This is a genomic window from Mycobacterium paragordonae, from assembly GCF_003614435.1.
Lineage (GTDB): Bacteria > Actinomycetota > Actinomycetes > Mycobacteriales > Mycobacteriaceae > Mycobacterium > Mycobacterium paragordonae.
The window spans coordinates 1819774-1839235 of record NZ_CP025546.1; the positions used below are offsets into that span (position 1 = coordinate 1819774).

26 protein-coding genes and 1 other RNA gene are annotated in these 19462 nt (G+C 61.9%); 23 read left to right on the plus strand and 4 right to left on the minus strand.

Annotated elements, in window-relative coordinates:
• The first annotated feature begins 22 nt into the window (after positions 1-22).
• From ftsE to C0J29_RS32750, 17 genes are all read left to right on the plus strand, one after another.
• Positions 23-712, plus strand: coding sequence for a cell division ATP-binding protein FtsE (gene ftsE, locus C0J29_RS08440; RefSeq protein WP_065043520.1), 690 nt, complete (start codon positions 23-25; stop codon positions 710-712).
• The gene (gene ftsX, locus C0J29_RS08445) at positions 713-1606 is read left to right on the plus strand and encodes a permease-like cell division protein FtsX (protein WP_065043481.1); all 894 of its coding nucleotides are present in this window, start codon (positions 713-715) and stop codon (positions 1604-1606) included.
• Between the two features lie 2 nt (positions 1607-1608).
• Entirely contained in the window at positions 1609-2100 is a 492-nt protein-coding gene (gene smpB / locus C0J29_RS08450; protein ID WP_120792025.1) for an SsrA-binding protein SmpB, read from the plus strand.
• Positions 2097-3317 (plus strand): ATP-binding protein, encoded by a 1221-nt coding sequence (locus C0J29_RS08455; RefSeq protein WP_120792026.1) that lies wholly within the window; start codon positions 2097-2099, stop codon positions 3315-3317. Before smpB ends, C0J29_RS08455 begins: the two co-directional genes overlap by 4 nt.
• Complete coding sequence (locus C0J29_RS08460; protein ID WP_120792027.1) at positions 3317-4342, plus strand: tetratricopeptide repeat protein; 1026 nt, start codon at positions 3317-3319, stop codon at positions 4340-4342. Before C0J29_RS08455 ends, C0J29_RS08460 begins: the two co-directional genes overlap by 1 nt.
• Before the next feature lie 23 nt (positions 4343-4365).
• Positions 4366-5211, plus strand: coding sequence for a maleylpyruvate isomerase family mycothiol-dependent enzyme (locus C0J29_RS08465; protein ID WP_120792028.1), 846 nt, complete (start codon positions 4366-4368; stop codon positions 5209-5211).
• A 138-nt stretch (positions 5212-5349) separates the two neighbouring features.
• A complete protein-coding gene (locus C0J29_RS08470; RefSeq protein ID WP_065043476.1) occupies positions 5350-6312 on the plus strand; it encodes a hypothetical protein in 963 nt (320 codons plus the stop codon).
• 153 nt (positions 6313-6465) lie between these two features.
• Positions 6466-6833: a transfer-messenger RNA gene (gene ssrA, locus C0J29_RS08475) on the plus strand.
• A 76-nt stretch (positions 6834-6909) separates the two neighbouring features.
• A complete protein-coding gene (locus C0J29_RS08480; RefSeq protein ID WP_120794628.1) occupies positions 6910-8004 on the plus strand; it encodes a tyrosine-type recombinase/integrase in 1095 nt (364 codons plus the stop codon).
• A gap of 139 nt (positions 8005-8143) precedes the next feature.
• Positions 8144-8389, plus strand: a complete 246-nt coding sequence (locus C0J29_RS32730; protein WP_162951411.1) for a hypothetical protein — start codon at positions 8144-8146, stop codon at positions 8387-8389.
• Positions 8390-8613: 224 nt separating this feature from the next.
• A complete protein-coding gene (locus tag C0J29_RS32735) occupies positions 8614-8838 on the plus strand; it encodes an HNH endonuclease (protein WP_162951412.1) in 225 nt (74 codons plus the stop codon).
• 87 nt (positions 8839-8925) lie between these two features.
• Positions 8926-9471 carry a helix-turn-helix domain-containing protein gene (locus tag C0J29_RS08490; RefSeq protein WP_162951413.1) on the plus strand — a complete coding sequence of 182 codons (546 nt, stop codon included), beginning with the start codon at positions 8926-8928 and terminating at the stop codon, positions 9469-9471.
• Positions 9472-9490: 19 nt separating this feature from the next.
• Positions 9491-9685, plus strand: coding sequence for a hypothetical protein (locus tag C0J29_RS32740; RefSeq protein ID WP_162951414.1), 195 nt, complete (start codon positions 9491-9493; stop codon positions 9683-9685).
• Between the two features lie 186 nt (positions 9686-9871).
• Positions 9872-10069 carry a hypothetical protein gene (locus C0J29_RS08495; protein WP_120792031.1) on the plus strand — a complete coding sequence of 66 codons (198 nt, stop codon included), beginning with the start codon at positions 9872-9874 and terminating at the stop codon, positions 10067-10069.
• Positions 10066-10272, plus strand: coding sequence for a hypothetical protein (locus C0J29_RS08500; protein ID WP_120792032.1), 207 nt, complete (start codon positions 10066-10068; stop codon positions 10270-10272). Before C0J29_RS08495 ends, C0J29_RS08500 begins: the two co-directional genes overlap by 4 nt.
• 1 nt (position 10273) lies before the next feature.
• Entirely contained in the window at positions 10274-10630 is a 357-nt protein-coding gene (locus tag C0J29_RS34360; protein WP_277950710.1) for an HNH endonuclease, read from the plus strand.
• Positions 10631-10696: 66 nt separating this feature from the next.
• The gene (locus C0J29_RS32750; RefSeq protein ID WP_162951416.1) at positions 10697-11341 is read left to right on the plus strand and encodes a hypothetical protein; all 645 of its coding nucleotides are present in this window, start codon (positions 10697-10699) and stop codon (positions 11339-11341) included.
• A 100-nt stretch (positions 11342-11441) separates the two neighbouring features.
• Here the strand turns inward: C0J29_RS32750 and C0J29_RS08515 are convergent, their stop codons facing one another.
• Both C0J29_RS08515 and C0J29_RS08520 read right to left on the minus strand, forming a co-directional pair.
• Positions 11442-11771: a hypothetical protein gene (locus C0J29_RS08515; RefSeq protein ID WP_162951417.1), complete on the minus strand. Its 330-nt coding sequence runs from the start codon at positions 11769-11771 to the stop codon at positions 11442-11444.
• Positions 11768-12076, minus strand: coding sequence for a hypothetical protein (locus C0J29_RS08520; protein ID WP_162951418.1), 309 nt, complete (start codon positions 12074-12076; stop codon positions 11768-11770). The genes C0J29_RS08515 and C0J29_RS08520 overlap by 4 nt, the downstream gene beginning before the upstream one ends.
• A gap of 14 nt (positions 12077-12090) precedes the next feature.
• Here C0J29_RS08520 and C0J29_RS08525 point away from each other — a divergent pair, with 14 nt between their 5' ends.
• The 6 genes from C0J29_RS08525 to C0J29_RS08550 all read left to right on the plus strand — a co-directional run bounded on the left by C0J29_RS08525 (position 12091) and on the right by C0J29_RS08550 (position 18357).
• Positions 12091-13551, plus strand: coding sequence for a terminase TerL endonuclease subunit (locus C0J29_RS08525; RefSeq protein ID WP_120792036.1), 1461 nt, complete (start codon positions 12091-12093; stop codon positions 13549-13551).
• 18 nt (positions 13552-13569) lie between these two features.
• Positions 13570-14946: a phage portal protein gene (locus C0J29_RS08530; RefSeq protein WP_120792037.1), complete on the plus strand. Its 1377-nt coding sequence runs from the start codon at positions 13570-13572 to the stop codon at positions 14944-14946.
• A complete protein-coding gene (locus C0J29_RS08535; protein ID WP_242460386.1) occupies positions 14943-15434 on the plus strand; it encodes a hypothetical protein in 492 nt (163 codons plus the stop codon). The genes C0J29_RS08530 and C0J29_RS08535 overlap by 4 nt, the downstream gene beginning before the upstream one ends.
• 41 nt (positions 15435-15475) lie before the next feature.
• Positions 15476-16330: a phage major capsid protein gene (locus tag C0J29_RS08540; RefSeq protein WP_120792038.1), complete on the plus strand. Its 855-nt coding sequence runs from the start codon at positions 15476-15478 to the stop codon at positions 16328-16330.
• 74 nt (positions 16331-16404) lie between these two features.
• Positions 16405-16650 carry a hypothetical protein gene (locus C0J29_RS08545; protein ID WP_242460387.1) on the plus strand — a complete coding sequence of 82 codons (246 nt, stop codon included), beginning with the start codon at positions 16405-16407 and terminating at the stop codon, positions 16648-16650.
• A gap of 315 nt (positions 16651-16965) precedes the next feature.
• The gene (locus C0J29_RS08550) at positions 16966-18357 is read left to right on the plus strand and encodes an ISNCY family transposase (RefSeq protein ID WP_425272101.1); all 1392 of its coding nucleotides are present in this window, start codon (positions 16966-16968) and stop codon (positions 18355-18357) included.
• 178 nt (positions 18358-18535) lie between these two features.
• On the opposite strand, the gene C0J29_RS32755 is transcribed toward C0J29_RS08550, so the two are convergent.
• Both C0J29_RS32755 and C0J29_RS08555 read right to left on the minus strand, forming a co-directional pair.
• Complete coding sequence (locus C0J29_RS32755) at positions 18536-18673, minus strand: hypothetical protein (protein ID WP_162951419.1); 138 nt, start codon at positions 18671-18673, stop codon at positions 18536-18538.
• Positions 18674-18862: 189 nt separating this feature from the next.
• Positions 18863-19438: a DUF4145 domain-containing protein gene (locus C0J29_RS08555; protein ID WP_162951420.1), complete on the minus strand. Its 576-nt coding sequence runs from the start codon at positions 19436-19438 to the stop codon at positions 18863-18865.
• Between the last annotated feature and the right edge of the window lie 24 nt (positions 19439-19462).

Consider the following 19462-nt stretch of genomic DNA (forward strand, 5'->3'; position numbering starts at 1 on the left):
CCAGCTACACTGGCGTGCCGTGATGATCACCCTGGAACATGTCACCAAGCAGTACAAATCGTCGGCGCGTCCGGCCTTGGACGACATCAACGTCAAAATCGACAAGGGTGAGTTCGTTTTCCTCATCGGTCCGTCGGGGTCGGGTAAGTCGACATTCATGCGGCTGCTGCTGGCTGCGGAGAACCCCACCAGCGGCGACATCCGGGTGTCGAAGTTCCACGTCAACAAGCTGCGCGGGCGCAACGTGCCCAAGCTGCGGCAGGTGATGGGTTGCGTCTTCCAGGACTTCCGCTTGCTGCAGCAGAAGACGGTCTATGACAACGTCGCCTTCGCGCTGGAGGTGATCGGCCGGCGCGCCGACGCGATCAACCGGGTGGTGCCCGAGGTGCTCGAGACGGTCGGTCTGTCGGGCAAGGCCAACCGGTTGCCGCACGAGCTCTCCGGCGGCGAGCAGCAGCGGGTCGCCATTGCCCGCGCGTACGTCAACCGTCCGCTGGTTCTGCTGGCCGACGAGCCCACCGGCAACCTCGACCCAGACACCAGTAAGGACATCATGGATTTGTTGGAGCGGATCAACCGCAGTGGGACGACGGTGTTGATGGCCACCCACGACCACCACATTGTGGACGCGATGCGCCAGCGGGTGGTCGAGTTGTCACTGGGCAGGCTGGTTCGCGACGAACAGCGCGGCGTCTACGGGATGGATCGCTAAGTGCGCGTCGGATTCCTACTCAACGAGGTCGTCACCGGCCTGCGTCGCAACGTCACCATGACGATCGCGATGATCCTGACGACCGCGATCTCCATCGGCCTGTTCGGCGGCGGTCTGCTGGTGGTGCGTCTGGCGGACAACTCGCGGGCCATCTACCTCGACCGGGTCGAGACGCAGGTGTATCTCACCGAAGACGTATCGGCCAACGACCCGACCTGCGGCGGCGACGTGTGCAAGGCGCTGCGCAACAAGATCGAGGGTCGTCAGGACGTCAAGTCCGTGCGGTTCATCAACCAGCAGGACGCCTATGCCGACGCGATCAAGAAGTTCCCGGAGTTCAAGGATGTCGCCGGCAAGGACTCGTTCCCGGCGTCGTTCATCGTCAAGCTGAGCAATCCCGACCAGCACGCCGAGTTCGCCGCGGCGATGGAGGGCCAGCCCGGGGTGCGCGGCATCCTCAACGAGAAACAACTGATCGACCGGCTGTTCGCGGTCTTGGACGGGTTGAGTAACGCGGCGTTCGCGGTCGCGCTGGTGCAGGCCATCGGCGCGATTCTGCTGATCGCCAACATGGTGCAGGTGGCGGCCTATACCCGTCGCACCGAGATCGGCATCATGCGCCTGGTCGGGGCCAGTCGCTGGTACACCCAGCTGCCGTTCCTGGTGGAGGCGGTGCTGGCCGCGACCATCGGTGTGGCGATCGCGATCCTGGGCCTGGTGCTGGTGCGGGCGTTGTTCCTGGAGGGCGCGCTGAGCCAGTTCTATCAAGCGCACCTGATCGCCAAGGTCGACTACGCCGACATCGTCTACATCTCTCCGATCCTGCTGCTGCTCGGCGTCGCGATGTCGGGGTTGACGGCATACGGGACGCTGCGCCTCTACATACGGCGGTAGCGGTGGCCGCCAAACCCCGCCGAAGCGACGGCCGCCTAATCATCGCCAGCAACCGCAAGGCCCGGCACAACTACGCGATCCTCGAGGTGTTCGAGGCGGGTATCGCGTTGCAGGGCACCGAGGTGAAAAGTCTGCGCGAGGGTCACGCGTCGCTGGTCGACGCGTTCGCCACTGTCGACGACGGCGAAATCTGGCTGCGCAACGTGCACATCCCGGAGTACCGGCACGGTAGCTGGACCAACCACGAGCCGCGGCGCAATCGCAAGCTGCTGTTGCACCGCCGTCAGATCGACACGCTGATCGGCAAGATCCGCGAGGGCAACTACGCGTTGGTGCCGTTGTCGATGTACTTCTTCGAGGGCAAGGTCAAGGTCGAGTTGGCGCTGGGACGCGGCAAACACGCGCACGACAAGAGACAAGACCTGGCCAAGCGCGATGCCCAGCGCGAAGTTGTCAGAGAACTCGGCCGCCGGGCCAAAGGCATGGGCGGATGACGGAAGACCCCGTCATCCGGGAGCTCTCGGCGGCGGTCGAGCGCAGCCCTGACGTGGTCGAGTTGCGGGTGCACCTGGCCCGGTTGCTGGCAGACAAGGGGCGCTACGCCGAAGCCGTCGGACACTGCAGCGCCGCGCTCACCCACGACGCCGGTAACACCGACGCGTTGGGCCTGCTGCAGCGCTGTAGCGCGGCTTTATCGGGACCGGGAGCGGGATCGGCGGAGCCCCAATTCGATTGGACCAGTGCCGAGGAACAGGTGGCCGACATCATCGAACCGGCGTTCGTCAAAGAGGGCGGCGAGGACAGCGCCGACGTCGTGCACGAAGGCGACTACGACGTACTGCAACGCAGCACCGTGGGCCTGGCCGACGTCGCCGGCATGGCCGAAGTCAAACAGCAGCTTGAACTCTCGCTGCTGGGCCCCATCCGAAACCCAGACCTGATGAAGGCGTTCAAGATAACCGCCCGAGGTGGGCTGCTGCTGTATGGTCCGCCGGGGTGTGGCAAAACCCATATCGCCAAAGCGATTTCGGGTGAGTTGGGCGCCAATTTCTACCACGTGGGAATCGCCGACGTTCTGCACCGGTGGCTGGGGGAGAGCGAACGCAGCATCCGCTCGGTCTTCGACAACGCCCGCCGCAATGTGCCGTGTGTGCTGTTCTTCGACGAGGTTGACGCGTTGGGGCACCGGCGTTCCGCGCTCGGTGGCAACTCCGGCATACGCACCGTGGTCAATGCGCTGCTGGAGGAACTCGACTCGGCCGGTTCGGCGAACGACGGCGTGTACGTGCTCGGCGCCACCAATGCGCCGTGGGATGTTGACCCGGCCCTGCGACGTCCCGGACGTTTCGACCGGACCATTTTCGTCGGGCTACCCGACGCCGAAGCCAGGGCCGGAATCGTCCGCTACCACTTGCGGGACCGGCCCGCGGCAGGAATCGACCTCAAGGCGGTCGCGGGACGCACCGAGGGATTCTCGGGTGCCGACTTGGCCCATGTCTGCGACAGCGCAACACAATTGGCGATGGCCGACTCGATGCGCAGCGGGCAGGTGCGACCCGTGTCCATGGCCGACGTCACCGCCTCGCTTGCGCAGATCCGTCCCAGCACCGGACCGTGGTTCGAGACCGCGCGCAACGTCGTCGAATTCGCCAACAACGACGGAAATTACGACGAGCTGGCAAAGTATCTGCGGCGCAGGAAAATTCGGTAATGACCCAGCCCGGCCCCGACCCGGTGGCCGAGGCCATCGTGGTCGCCGACGCGTACATCGAGTCGAAGAACTACCAGCGCGCGCGGGATGTGCTGCGTCAGGTGCTGGCCGAACATCCCAACGATCCAGGGCTGTTGGCGCACAATGCCCGCGCCGAATATCTGCTCGGCGATCATGCGCAAGCCGCGTCGAGCGCCTACGCAGCGTTGTCCGCCGCCCCGCACGACGAACTCGCGATGCGCATCTATGCCCTGGCGCTGGACGGGCAGGGCCGCGGTCCCGAGGCACTGTGGATGGCCTGGCGGACGGTGACGGCGCACCCGAATGAGGTGCTGTCCCATCGGCTTTACGCCCGGGTACTGCAGAAAGCGCACCGGTACCACGATGCGCTGATTGAGGTCGACGAGGCGTTGCGGCTGTCGCCCGCCGATGTCGACACCCTGGTGCTGCGCGGCACCATCCTGCACGATCTCGGGCACATCGCAGAGTCCTCGGCGACCTACGAGCGGGTGTTAGCGCTGGATCCCGCAAATGCCGAGGCGCAGAACAACTTGGCCGTCAACCGGCTTCGCGGCGGAAAGTTCGGCCACGCGTTGCGCGGTTTCCTCGGCGCCGCGGGCAGCGACCCGACGCTCGGAAACCTGGTCCGCCGCAACATCGGTGCGGTCCTCGCGACGATCCTGCGCCGCGTCACCGTGCTGGCGGTGGTCGTGGGAATACTGTCCGCGTTCGTCGGCTCGTCGCGCGAAATGGATTTCCGCGCCGTGATGATGCAGGTGCTAATCGTGATGGGCGTCGTGGTGCTGATCGGCAACTTCGTCTGGCTGTTGCGCGCGGTGCCGCGCCGCACTTTGGTTTCGGCTGCGCGGGGGAGGGTGGGCGTCGTGGTTCGCATCATTCATGCGGTGCTGGCGGCGGCCGTGGGGGCGTGCGCGGTGGCCTTCGGCGGACCGTGGGCAATCCCGGCGGGAGTGTTCGTGGCCATCAGCGGACTGTTCATCGTGCGGTTCGGCCTGCTCGTCTAATAAGCGGGGTTAGGATCCGATCCATGGCCGACCGCCCAGTCACCCTCCTCGACAAGTCCGACGTGCTGACGGGTCTGTTCGCCGTCTGGGACGACCTCGATGCGTTGCTGGACGGGCTGTCGGAGGCCGATTGGCAGAAGCCGAGCGCGCTGGCCGGCTGGGACGTCAAAGCGGTGGTGTCGCACATCATCGGCACCGAGTCGTTCCTGCAAGGCGTCAGCCCGCCCGAACCCGACATCGACGTCAAAGCGCTCGACCACGTGCGCAACGACATCGGGGTGATGAACGAGTGCTGGGTCCGCCACCTCAGCGGTGAGCCGGGTGCGCAGGTGCTGGCGAAGTTCCGTGAGGTCACCGGTACGCGCCGCAAAGTCTTGGAGGCCATGTCCGACGACGAGTGGAACGCGGTCTCGTTCACCCCGGCCGGGCCGGACAGCTACGGACGGTTCATGCGGATCCGGGTGTTCGACTGCTGGATGCACGAGCAGGACATTCGTATCGGTCTGCAGCGACCGTCGTCGGACGAGGGACTGCTCGGACCGGCGTTGCGATTGTCGCTGGACGAGGTCGAGACCTCGATGGGATTCGTCGTCGGGAAACTAGCTAAAGCGCCCGAGGGTTCGCGGGTCCTGTTCGACCTGACCGGCCCGGCGGCGCGGGAGATTCGGGTCAGCGTCGACGGCCGGGCCCAGTTGGTCGCCGACTTCGGTGGCGCAGAGCCGACGGCCACGATCCGCGTCGACGCGCTGCAGTTCACCCGGCTGGCCGGCGGCCGCCCGTTATGCCCCGCACGCAGCCAGAACGTCGAACTGGACGGTGACCGCGACGTGGCAGGTCGCATCGTCGAGTGCATTAACTTCGTTATCTGACAGCGTCTTTCGTCGCGTGGAGCGACATGGATCACACCTGAAATACGGATGTTGACTGATCGGCCGATATGGGTAGCCGAAAGATACGGGCGCTGTCGCGCCACCCAAATCCGTAAGACTCAGGGAGGTCTACAGATAATGACTGCACCAGATACGACCAGACTGCTCGCGCAGCTTCGCACTCTGCTCGATCTGACCAATACCGAGATTCAGATCGCCGAAACCCGGGTGATCCAGGCTCGCACGGAGGCGGTACGCCGCGAGCTGAGCCAGAACGCTGACAATGGCCGCGAGCGAGCCGAAGCCATTCAGGCGTCAATCCGGGACCTGGGCGGCTACCCGGACGTGATCGGCCCGTTCCTGGGTCGCGCTGCCGCGGCCGTCAAGGCGCTGACCGAGCAGGCTGAGCCGTTCGACGAAGCACTGCTGGGTGACCTGGCGCTCGAGGACCAGCTGCTGGACCGCGCCCGCTACACCAAGGCGCTGGCGATCGCCGCCAAGAACAAGGATGTCGAGAACCTGGCCGACCGCCTGATCACCGCCCACACCGCGACGGTGGAATGGCTGACCACGGTGCTTGCCGAGGACGCCCTCGGCGGGCCGGCGGCGCTGCGTCGCACGCCCGTGCAGATGGCCGCCGGCACCGCGGTGAAGCTGGTCAACCTGCCGGTCACCTGGTCGGCACGCGGCATCGACCGCGCGGTCGAGAGCCTGCGCACCGCCGGTCCGGCGTTCCGGGAACTGGTGGAGCGCGGCGGAAACGCCAGCGAAATCGCGGCAAAGGCCCTCTCGGCCTCGCAGAACGCCGCGCTGCGGGCTGCCGAGCGCGTCACCCGCAGCGAAGGTGCGGACAACGCGGCCGACGCTCTGCACGAGGGTCGCGAGTCGGTTGGTGTCCTGGACGCCAGCGAACTGCCGATCAAGAACTACGACGAGCTGAACATCAGTGACGCCGTCGCCGCGATCAAGGACCTCACGACTCCTCGGGACGTCCGCGTGATGATCGCTTACGAAGAGGCGCACAAGGACCGCCAGCGCATCGTCTCCGCTGCGCAGACCCGCGTCGCCGCCATCGCCAAAGAGGCCGTCGGCATCAGCTAGCACGATGTTTCGATCGAGTCCCCCCGGGCCGCTAACCGGGGGGACTCGGTTGTCGGTGGCCGGGAAGATAATTGCGTTGCCGCCGGTTGATACTGGCGTACCATTGGACGTTCTGCCGGGAAACCGGCAGGGATGCTCGAAGAAATAAGACAAGGGGCTGAACGGTTTCGACTTCGCGCATCGAATCAAGGGAAGCGTGCCGGTGCAGGCAAGAGACCACCGTAAGCGTCGTTGCAACCATATAAGCGCCGATTCACATCAGCGCGACTACGCTCTCGCTGCCTAAGCGACGGCTAGTCTGTCGGACCGGGAACGCCCTCGCCCCGGACCCCGGCATCAGCTAGAGGGATCAACCGATGAGTTCGGTCGCGGGACTCATCGGGACACCAACAGCGACTGGGATCGTCATCCTGGCTAGTCCGTGTGACCAGGAGATCCGAGCAGAGACATAGCGGACTGCGCACGGAGAAGCCTTGAGGGAATGCCGTAGGACCCGGGTTCGATTCCCGGCAGCTCCACTGTTTTACCAGCATAAACAATGCTAGATACAAAGTCAGTCAGCACCACGTCAGCACAGATGGCGCTAGGATGCCCGGCATGGCTTTCATTCGTAGCCGCCTGCGCAAGGACGGCACCACGGTTTACGGCGTTACCTACCGCCTCGGCGGCCGTGGTAGTCGCCAGTCTTCGGTGACTTTCCCCGACGAGAAGGAAGCAAAGCGGTTCTGTGCGCTAGTGGCCGAGTTCGGCGCCGAACGCGCCCTAGAGCTGGCTGGGATCGCAGACACACAGCGCGCGGTCTCGTCGCTGACTGTTGCTGAATGGCTCGACCTACATATCGGCAGCTTGACGGGCGTGGAGAAGAAAACAGTCACCGAATACAAGCGGTACGCGGCCAGCGACATTGGCCCGGCGCTTGGCGCGATCCCCCTAGCGAAGCTGTCCCGCGAGGACGTTGCCGGATGGGTCAACGCGATGCGAGACGCTGGCGCTGCTGGCGGCACGATTGAGAACAAGCACGGGTTTCTATCGGGGGCGCTCAACCGTGCCGTCACCGCGGGACACTTAGCCGCGAACCCGTGCCAGGGCCTCCGGTTGCCACGCACCGAGGAGCGCGAAATGGTGTTCCTGACGCGCGAAGAGTTCCAGATCCTCAAGGCGGCGTTTAGTGGGCACTATCAGCCGTTGGTGGAGTTCCTGGTGGTGTCCGGCTGCCGGGCCAGTGAGGCGCTGGCGTTGAAGCCGTCCGATGTTGACCGCGAGAAGTCGACTGTCCGGATCGTTCGCGCCTGGAAGCGCGCCGGATCAGGCTACGAGCTTGGGCCGCCGAAAACGAAAAAGTCGGTTCGGACGATTAACGTGAGCAAATCAGTGCTTGACCAGCTCGACTACGGCGGCGAGTGGTTGTTTGAGGGCACAAACGGGCGACCAGTGCGGTTGTATTCGTGGCGCGCCAACGTTTGGTACAAATCTCTAGCGAAAGCGCAAAAGAACGGACTCAAGAAGTCACCCCGAATCCACGACCTGCGCCACACGTGTGCATCGTGGCTGATCCAACAGGGCATTCACCCGCGAGTTGTTCAGGAACATCTAGGTCACGAGTCTATCCAGACCACAATGGGCGTATACGGACATTTAGATCGGAGTAGCCACGCCGCTGCGGCCGACGCGATAGCCAAGATGCTTATGTGATCTGCGTCACCTTCCGAATGCGATCTCTGCTTGTTGTCACCTTAACGAGCGATAATGAATTAGCACGACACGGCGGGGTCGGGCCGGTAGGCGCGAGAAAATGAGGCGTCACCTGTAGCGTCAGAATGCAAATCACAGCATGACCGAATCAATCCTGATTGGATACGCGGAAGTTTCCGCACTGACCGGCATACCGGTAAATACACTGAAAGACCACCACGGCAAACGCCGAGGGCTTGGACAGAAGTCGGCAGTTATTGCCGGCCGCGTGCGATTCCGCAAGTCGGATGTAATCGACTGGATAAATGATCAATTCGAGCGGCCCACTGAGGCTGTGGCCGAGCGCAGGTTTTCCCCGTTAGGCAAGCGATTGCTTAACGCTTAGACGGGCTTGTCGTGACAATCGAATATACAAAGCCGCAGCTCAGCCAATCTGGTATGCTGAATATACCGGGTGACAATTGGAAACCCGTTCCGGGCTTATCGCCCACAATCGTTGCATCCGCTGACGGAATACTTAATCCGTCATTCGGGCCAGGCATCCGTTACCACCCGCGTTACGGGCTGTATGTCCCCGTGGCGGACGAACGGGTACCCAACGATGTCCTTATGCCGGTGCATCTACTTGTCGCCGCAGCGTGGCTCTCGGCGCCGGATCACCTATCGGACTTTGAGCTGCGCAAGTTCATGCACTCCCTAGTGGTGCATAAGGACGGCAATAAGCTCAACAACCGGCGCGAGAATCTGGCGTGGTCGAGCTGTCCCGGTGAGGGTAGCGAGGCGTTCTATCGGTGGTTGATGAAGGCGCCGCCGTGGATGCGTAAGCAGCGCTAGACGGCGCTATAGGGAATGCCGCAAGGCATGGGAGAAAATTAAGTGAGTAGAGGGTTTAAGTTCGCATATCAGAAGGCGTTGCATGGCGTGAAGTTCGCCGGGGACGAGTACAGGGTCTTGATCACGTTGCTCGACTTCGCGGATGAACGTGGCGAGAACTGCTATCCAGGTATGCCGGCGCTGGCGGCGGCGGCTGATATCGGCGAAAGCACAGCTAGGCGGCATGTGAAGTCGTTGCAGGCGCGGGGGTATGTGCGAGAGAAGGCGCGCGGCCGTGGCGCGAAGGGGGCTAAGTCGGAGTATGTGCTGACACTGCCGGAAGTGCCGCTCAAAACTGAGCGCAACTCTGGGCAGGGTGGCGCTCAATCCGAGTCGGAGTACCGCTCAATTCTGAGCAAAGTACCGCTCAATTCTGAGCAAAGTACCGCTCAATTTAGCAAACCGACACGCGACGCGACCAGCGGAAACAAGCCCCTATCAGATCATTACCAGATCAAAGAACAGATCAGGGAACAGGGCGCGTTCGAACCAAAGGCGCTGCATGAGTGCGCCGACTGCTCACGGGCAATTACAGGCGATCCTCTAGAGCGGTCAGACGGCCGCCATGTCTGTGGCGAATGCCCACCGTTCTAGGCAAGTAGGAGAGCACAGGATGCAGAACTCAATTGATGTCATCGACAGCGGCGAGGGTGCGGCAATACGGATCATCTACCGCCCGAACGGGGTGACGCTCTATCAGGGACCGGGGCATGTGATCTTGTCACACGCAGAGGTAACAGAACTTATCGCCAAGCTAAGCGGCGCCGAACAACGGGCAAGACCGCGTAAGCGCTACCGAATGGCATAAATAAGAGCCATAAGAGTGGAACATGATTGACATAGACATACAGAAGAACACGGATGGTACGACCACGGTCAGCATTCGGCTAAGCGACGCCGAAACCGCAAAGCTTATCCAACAACTAACCGAACCAAATAAACCGGAGACCGTAAGCCCTGCTAAGGCCCGCTTAATCCGGTACCGGATCGGGTAATGGCGGCCCTGAGAATCAACCCGGCCATACCCGGCGAGAACCACTACGTCATTGATCAACACGGCCAACACATTGTGCTGAGCCGCACCAGCAGCAAGGGACGCGCAGCGAGCATCGCGTTCACACGCGCCGACGTGATCACCGTCGCGAACGCACTGGTTGACCTCCTCGAACAAGAACAGGAAACAACAAATTGAATACCACCGTAATCAAGCCCGAAAGCTACGACTTCGCGCTTTGCGACGGCGACAACGGCAAGACCCTTATCGGCCTTCGGGTAAACACCCCGCACGGCGCCGTCGTGATCCCCTTGACGAGCGATGACGCGCTGTCGGTGGGTGCGATGCTTATCGCCCACAGCGATTACGTAGAGCGGCGGCCTGTGCGCACTTGGAACTGACGTGCAGCGCCCGTGCTTAGGCTGCGGGTGCCTGATCGCCAGCGGGTCACGCTGTGCGGGATGCCAACCTAGCCCGAAACGCACTGCACACCAACGCGGCTACACGTCAAGATGGCGAAGGTTGTCTGAGAAACAACGCAAGGCTTCTCCATTTTGTGAACGATGCGGAAGCCTCGAACGACTTGAGTGCGACCATATAATCCCGATCAACGAAGCACCTGCGCTGGCTCTAGAGCCGTTAAATACTCGGGTTTTGTGCCGGCGGTGCAATCGTGCGCGCGGCGGGAAAGCAACGCAGCAGGAGCGCACTCAAGTATTAGCGGCGCTTGAACAGGAGAGGGCCCGTAGAAGGCATTAAACTCAAAGCGGATAGACTGAGGTCGACCGGACAGCTCAGGCTTGGGGGAGGCGCAATCAAGTGTTAATGGCCGTATTCGGCGCCCTTATTGGCGTCATATTCACGACTATTGCTACCTATTTCTACGATGCTTCGCCCTTGAAAGATCGTGCCGCCTTAACCAAAGCTCGCCGAGCTACACGTCGATTAGATGAATTAAAAACTATTCAAAGGTATCACAAAGATCGCGCAGCTCTGAATAGCTACTTGCTCAGTCGTGTCCTTGTCGTCATCACCCTCTGGGCGTTCGGCGTCGCGGTCGATGCTCTGGTTGGACTATTCTTTAGCGGGAGATCGGGTTGGCTAACGTTTACCCAAGAGCCCAAGGTACTGACATCGCCAGCCGAAATGTTGCAGCAAGCGAAGCAAGCAGCAGTCTATGCCAAGTGGGGTTCTGCCATCGACTTCGGCACCAATGTTTTCTTCGTTGTCGTCCTCGTCTTTACCGTTCGTGCTGGCTTGGCCGCTCGCAGATTGTGGCGTCAAACAGAACAATACGATGGGTTGCAGGACCAGATTGAGACAACCATCCTAGAGTTAGAAGCATCCATCAGCGCCGACAAGTTCGGCGGCCACAAAAAACGTCAAGAGGCCGTCGGTAATATTCGCAGCCATGACAACCGGGATCAAGATCAAAGCGGGCACCGTGGCGACGCGCAATCCGGCGATTAAACTGCGATTTGCTGCGTTAACTCGGCCAACCGAGGCGCTGCTTGTGGGGCGGGACCCCGCGCCCGCCCTACTGAGACTCGGACAGCCAGCGCAGGGGCAGTTACTCTCCCGGATCGGCGTCCTTGGACATGGTGTCAACCAGCTTGCCCAGCGTGTCCATCATAAATTCTTGCGTGAGCACAAGATTTTGCGATTTCGCCATACCTAACGCGATTTCAATCACGTAGTGAACGAGAAGGGCACCACCCTCGGCGGTTAACTGTAGCTGCTCGTAAGCTCTAGCCGCGCCAGGCGAAAAGACTAATTTTTCTTCTCCTTCGGCGGCCTGGGCCAGATCTAGTTGCAAGAATTTTCTCCGGCTTTCGCCACGATTTATGGCGTCGACAATGGCTAAGGCTCGCCGCATTCCTTCGATTTCCGATTGCTTCATTGCTTGTCCTGATCGTTCAGCCATTCGCCGTACTCAGCGATTTGCGCTGCGATGGATTGACCTGTCGCTAGTTCAACCTTCTGCATCGCCCAATAAGCGATCAGCGCTGCCGACTGCGCCTTGAGGCCCTCCTGGCGATACGCCTCGAATGTAATCGGCACACTCGAAGCGTTACCTCCGGTTTTGTAGTCCTTAAGGTCGTCGACCATGTATTTCCAAACCGGCTGGCCGCTGTCGATTGCACCAATCATTGCGAGTGCTCGTCGGCGCGCATCAATTGCCTCCGGCGGTACTTTTTCAGTCACAATTAGGAGTCTAGGTGAGAGCAGGCCCAAAACGGGCGGTCAATGAGAGTGTTCTACCGTTTCGGCCACGGTCGAGCGGTTCGGCACGGTTCGCCGCGTTCTGTACGAAGTACGTGACGGTGCCAAAGGGCACGGGCAGCGGTGGCCCGCTGAGGTTGCGACCGTGGCAGCGCGAGCTGGTCGGGTCGGTTCTCGACGCCGATGTACAACCGCGCGTCGCCGGTTGGTGCTTACCCCGCGGCCAGGGCAAAAGCACGCTTGTCGCTGCGCTCGGCTTGTACGAGCTGATGACTGGCGGCGAGGGCGCGACAGTGATCGTGGCCGCAGTAGACGAGCGCCAGGCGGGCATCGTGTTCGGCGTCGCGGCTCGAATGGTCGAACTGAACCCGGATTTGGCGAGCCGCGTGCAGGTCTTCAAAGACCGGCTTGTGGTGCCATCGCGCGGCGCGTCCTTCACCTGTCTACCGGCGTCACCGGCCGCGCTAGAGGGTCTGGACTACACCCTTGCAATCGTTGACGAAATCGGCCGCGTGTTGCTTGAAACGTGGGAGGTAATTGCTCTCGCGCAGGGCAAGCGAGCACGTTCGACCCTGATTGGGATAGGCACGCCAGGCCCGTCCGACGAAAGCGTTCTAGCCCGGTTACGGGCTTATTCGCTTGAGCATCCCGAGGACGCATCTCAGGTTTACCGGGAGCACAGCGCCGCAGGATTCGAGGACCACCCGGCCGATTGCGAACACTGCTGGGAGCTGGCTAATCCGGCTTTAGACGACTACCTGCACCGGGACGCGCTGCGGGCATTGTTGCCACCGAAGTCGACCGAGGCGCACTTTCGGCGGGCGCGGTTGTGTCAGTTCGTCGGGCCGATGGAAAACGCGCTGATCACTGCTGACGCGTGGGACAACCTCGGCACCGGCATGGCTATACCGGACGGCGCGGACGTGGTGCTTGCGGTTGACGCGAGCCTCCGCGACGACACCACGGCTATCACGGTGGGAACGGTGGCGAAGGTGCCGCACTTCGACAAGGCGGCCGTGTTCATCAACCCCGGTGATGAATCGTGGCGAGTTGACGTGCTCGCTGTCGAGGACGCGATTCGGCAGGCGTGCAAGCGGTGGAAAGTGCGCGAAGTCGCATACGACCCGTACTTGTTCACGCGATCCGCGCAAATACTCGCGGCCGAGGGTCTACCAATGGTGGAATTTCGCCAGTCCCCGGCCAGGCAAACGGCAGCAACTAATGACCTGCGCAATGCGCTTATCAACGGGCAGTTGACGCATTCGGGTGAAGATGATCTACGGCGCCACGTACTTGCCGCCACCGTGCTAGAAACCGATAAAGGCTTAAGGATTGCTAAGGCCGGCCGAAGCAGGCACGCCCCGAAAATCGACTTATGTACTGCGCTGATGATGGCGCATAGCCGGGCGACGTGGCTCGCTTCCCAAAAGAAACGCTATCGCTACGGCGGCGCGTAGAAAGACAAACAACTGAATATGAGTTCTGACCTACTAGTGGAGCTATGTCGCTCGCTCGACGCGCCCCAGCATCGCTATACGCAGTTAGACGCTTACGCCAGCGGTAAGCAACCGTTGGCGTATTTAAGCCCCGGCGCCAAGCTAGCTTTGCCGAAGCTAAGCCGGATCGTGTCGAACATCCCGCGACTTGCGGTCACTTCCCTTGCCGAGCGGCTGCGGATTACCGGCTTTAAGGGCGCTGACGTTTGGGCCGATTGGTTGGCGAACGACCTTGACCAGACGGCGACGATTCTGCACCGGGAGGCGCTGCTGTTCGGCGACGCTTACGTGATCTGTTGGTCACGGCCAGATGGTTCGCCGCTGGTCACGGTGGAGTCCCCGCGCCAAGTCGCGGTGATCAAAGACCCGGCTACGCGCGAAATCACATCGGCGGTGAAGCGTTGGACAACCAAGACGACGACCGAGGCGCGGGTATATCTGCCCGACCGGATTGAACATTGGCGCGCTAATACGACGGGTGCCGCAGCTCCGGCCTTCTCGTTGGTTGACACGCTGGACAACCCGCTAGAAACAGTTCCTGTCGTGAGCTTTTGTAACGCGGATCGGATTCTTGGGTGCGGGCATTCGGAGATTGACGACCTTATTCCGCTGGTGGATGGGCTGAATAAGACTCTTGCTGATTTGGCGGTGGCGCAGGAGTACACGGCGCGTCCGCGTCGGTGGGCGACGGGCATTGACCTCATGGAGGAGCCGGTGCTTGACGACGACGGTAACCCGGTGGTTGAGGACGGCGAACCCGTAATGAAGGTTGTTAATCCGATTCCCGAGGATTGGCGGACCATGTTCTCCGAGAGGCCGGAGTCAAAGTTCGGCCAGCTCGAAGGGGCGAACCTGGCGGGTTACCAGAACGCCGTGAATATCTGGCTGGGTCAAATCATGGCGGTGTCGGCGCTTCCGGCGCACTTTGTGGGGATCACCACCGAGAACCCATCAAGCGCCGACGCGCTACGGGCCAGCGAAGCGTCGCTAACCGCCCGCGCCGAGGCGCGGCAAGCAGTTTTCGGCCGGTCCTGGGAGCGCGTGGCGCGACTCATGGCCGCCATTCGTGACGGCAGTGACGCGGACTCGGTTGACGTGAAGGTGCAGTGGTGCGATCCGTCGTCACGCTCAGCAGCCGCCGACGCCGACGCGGTAACAAAGCTTGTCCAGGCGGGCATCCTGTCGAAGTCGGGCGCCCTACGGAAGCTCGGCTATTCCGAAAGCGACATTGAGCAAGAGCGCCAAGATACGGAGCTGGACGCGCAAGCGGGCGCGAATCCTGAGGTTTCCGCTGCTTACCGCAACTATGCGCAAATGCTGCTCACCAAAGACAAAACCGAGGGAAACATTCAATGAGTGAGGACACGCGGCCAGATGCCGCAGACGACACCCAAATCAACGCCGAGGCCGACGAAATCGGCGCGGCGAACACAGATACCGCTGATGCGGTTGAAAATGCGCCAGAAGCGCAATCAGACGGCAATGCGGATGACTCCGCAGGCAACACCTTTCCGCGCACATACGTGGAGGAACTGCGCAAGGAATCAGCCAAGCACCGCGAGCGGGCCAGGCAAGCCGAGGAACGCGCCGACGCGCTCGCTCGACGGCTTCACAGCGAGCTTGTGCGGGCAACCAACAGGCTTGAGAATCCCGCCGATTTGCCTTATGACGCTGAGCATCTGGACGACCCAGAAATGCTCAAGTCAGCACTCGACGCGCTGCTAAGCGACCGGCCTTATTTCCGTAAGCGCAAGGTAGCCGGAGATGCCGGCCAGGGTCCGCGCGGCGGCGGGCAGGCACCGTTTAGCCTGCTTGGCGCCATCAAGGGCACCGTCAATACTTAATTTACAAACACAACTGAATAACAATTTAATAGGGGTAAATAATGGCAATTGAAGTTACTGCCAATAATGGCACGCTTCTACAGTCGCAGGTTGCGGACCTTTTGGTTCAGCCGCTTGCGCAAGAATCAACGTTTCTGGCCGCTGGCCCGCAGATTTTCGACACCAACGACCAGCTCCGCATTCCGCGCCTGGCGTCAGGTGTGTCGGCGGGATTCGTAGGCGAGGGCGTACAGATCAGCGACGGAGACGTGAGCTTTGACGAAGTGACGCTGCTTCCGTCCACGCTTAAGTCACTCAAGGTGTTGGTCCGTTTCTCGAATGAAATGGCGCGACAGTCGGTGGTGGCCTTGGATGCGACGCTTAGGCAGACGCTGGTGACCAACGTCGCCGAAGCGCTGGACGCCGCGCTGTGGGACGGCGCCGGTGCGTCGAACACCATCAAGGGCATCCTGCGGGCCACCGGCGTTGCTACCGGCACGCTGGATTTGACCGACGCCGACAGCCTGATTGACGGCCTGGCGACGGCGCAGGGCAACAAGGTCAGCCCCACGCATTGGGTCATGACAGCCGCAAGCTTCGCGAAGATTCGCAAGTTGAAGGTCGGCACGGATGACAACCGCTACGTCATTGATCCGTCCACGATTCAGAACGGCACCGCTTTTCAACTGTTCGGGTTGCCGGTCATCATCACTGACAACATCCCGGCCGCGTTGACTAAGAACCGGGTTGCTCTGGTCGACTTTTCGAAGGTCGCCGTGGCGCGTGACGTTGACGCTGAGGTCAAGATTTTGGACCAAACGTGGGGCGACTACGACAGCGTTGGCATCCGGGTAGTGACCCGCTATGACGTTGGCCTGTTGCAGCCGAAGGCTGTGACGCTGCTGACTGAGGCTTAGTCGTGGCGGCGCCGACGGCATCTGAGCTTGGCGCGTTTGTCGGCCGTGAGCTTGATGGCGGGCAAGCTACGGCCGTGCTCGGCATCGTCTCCGCGATGGCGGCCAGTTATACGCGCGGTCAAGGCTATTCCGATGGCGAACCCAACGCTGACGTGCGCGCGGTCATCCTGTCGGCGTCGGCACGGTTGCTCGCGGACACGTCTCAGATCGTTTCTGAGGAAGCAGTTGGCCCGTTCAGCGTGTCGTACCGGGCCGGATTTGATGGCTGGTCGGTGGCAGAGCTGGCGGTGCTCAACAGGTATCGCGTACGCGCTCTGTAGGAGCGCAAGAGACTTGCCGCGCGAAGGAAGTGCGGTAAGGCGATTAGGGCACCCCGCGGCGGGGTGTACCTATCGCAGCCGCCGGGGCAATCGGCCTCGGCGGTCGTAAACAAAACGTCACTGTCGCCAACTGGCGAACCGACGAAGCGTTTGCGGCTGACACAAAAGTGTGTCAAGACAACGGGTCGGGTTTGCGTGCGGGGTTTTACTAGTTACTTCGACCTGAAAAAGTCAGGGCGTGGCGGTGGCTGAATTGGGCTTTGTTTGACGAGATGATGGCCTCGAACCCTTGGGCTAGAAGGGATCGAGGCCATCGTGCTTAGAACTGTAAATGACCAGTTGTCGTTGTGGGATGCAATCCTGCCGCCGGAGCTGTTGGTGTTACCGAGGGAGTTGGGGCGGGTAGACGCGCTGCTAGATGATCCGGTGTTCTTCGCGCCGTTCACGCCGTACTTCGACACCCGTATCGGTCGTCCGTCGATTCCGATGGAGACCTATCTGCGGATGATGTTCTTGAAGTTCCGCTACCGGCTGGGCTTTGAGGCGTTGTGCCGTGAGGTCGGCGATTCGATTTCCTGGCAACGGTTTTGCCGGATTCCGTTCGGGACGCGTGTGCCGCACCCCACCACGCTGATGAAACTGACCACTCGGTGTGGGGACGCTGCAGTGGCCGGCCTCAATGAGGCCTTGTTGGCCAAGGCCGCCGACGCCAAACTGTTGCGCACTGACAAGGTGCGTGCTGACACCACCGTGGTTGAGGCCGCAGTGGCCTATCCGACCGACTCGGGGCTCCTGGCCAAGGCGGTGACCACGATCGCCCGCACCATCACCCGCATCCACAACGCTGGCGGGGCGGTGCGTACCCATGCCCGTGACCGCAGCCGCTCAGCGGGCCAGCGGGCCCGCTCGATCGCCTCCAAACTGCGGCTTCGCGGTGCGGTGGCCCGTGAGGAAGCTCAAGCCGTGGTCGCGCGGATCACCGGGGAGTTGGCCGGCATCGCCGAATCGGCGATGCGGGAAGCGGCCGCGGTGCGGCGCAATGCCCGCCGGGCTGTGCGCAACGCGACCGGGGTCCGCCGGGCTCGGCTATCTCGAGCGATCAACGACTTGGCCGCGATCATGGATAAGGCCCAACGCGTGGTCACCCAAGCCCGTAGCCGCCTGACCGGGGTGATGCCGGACTCGGCGAGCCGGCTGGTCAGTTTCCACGACCCCGATGCCCGCCCGATCCGCAAAGGACGACTGGGCAAGCCCGTGGAGTTCGGCTACAAAGCCCAGGTCGTCGATAACGCCGATGGAGTCATCCTCGACCACAGCGTCGAGATCGGAAACCCCGCCGATGCCCCGCAGTTGGCTCCAGCGATCGCCCGGATCACTCGCCGCGCCGGCCACGCCCCCAGGGCAGTTACCGCCGATCGCGGCTACGGATACGCCTCGGTCGAAAACGATCTGCACGAGCAAGGAGTCCGCCATGTCGCGATTCCGCGTGCCAGTAAACCGAGTGCCGCTCGCCGCGAGTTCGAACACCGAAAAGCGTTCCGCGCCAAAATCAAATGGCGAACCGGATGCGAAGGACGCATCAACCACCTCAAACGCAGCTACAGCTGGAACCGCACGGAATTGACCACCCTCACCGGAGCCAGGACCTGGTGCGGACACGGGGTGTTCGCCCACAACCTCGTCAAGATCAGCGCCCTGGCCTCATGACAACAAACTCCCGCCAGCACCGAGCACCCGCCGTCACTGCCACCGACGAAGCCGTCGCCATCAACCCTTTTTCAGGTCGAAGTAGTTACCCGCGTTTCGTCAGCGCAGCCCGGCTTGCTCTCTACCTTTCTGGGAGACGGCCCCCGGCGTGCAAGGAACACGCAGGGGGCCGTTCTCTTTAGTTGGTCGCCGCCGTCGCTGCGGCTATCGCGGCGCCGAGGGCGTCCCGGAGGCGGGTCGCTTCTGCGATGCTCAGCGGCCCGTCAGGGGTGAACCGGCCCCACAGCGATGGTGCCGTCTTCGTAAAGGCGGACATGCATGTCGCCTGCCCATGAGCGCCCGTCGGCGGGTACGTCGATTCGGAACAACGTGGTCTCCTGTCGGGTCGGCCCGACTAGAGAGGTTCGCGGGCACTGGCACGGATCGTAAGCCTTTCGCGCCGAAAAGTGTTGCAAGTCAACCAAAGTCGTACACGCCGTGTACGGCTGATCTGCCCACATGGGCTTCAATCAGCGCCCTCACCCTCGCCTTCGTCGTCATTTTCCGCCTCGGGGGCGGCGGCCAACAATTCTCCCGGCACTTCAAACAGGTTGCGCAGCAATAAAGTTGTGAAGTTCATAACGCGCTGCGCCGCAGCTTCATCGACGCGTTGATCTGTGGCGTGAGCGCCCAGGTTGCCCACCATGCGAATATCGTGGAGGGCCTCGCCGAACTGCCTTGTAACGAATCCTTGCTCAATGAGGCTGCGGATTCTGCCCACTAGGTTGCGGCCTTGCACTTCAAAATGAGCGGCCGCAGCTTCGAGCGTGCGCCTTAGCTGCACGGCTGCGGCGTCGGGCACTCCGGCGTCAAGCACTCGACGTGCATCGTTGAAATATCTGTCGACGTCTTCCGGTAAGTGGCGTATGTGGTGCTTGAGGTCGGCGTCGGCGGGATACGCACCGATCTCACGCGGGGTGGTGCCGGGGATGGTGTGCTCGACAATCGTCAGGCGGCCGCAGTCGGGGCATTGCAGCACCGATTGAGTGATCGGCCCTCCCGATATGGATTTAAAGACTCTATCGGTGACCACTTGAACCATCTGGGCGCGCCGTAGGCCGCAGTG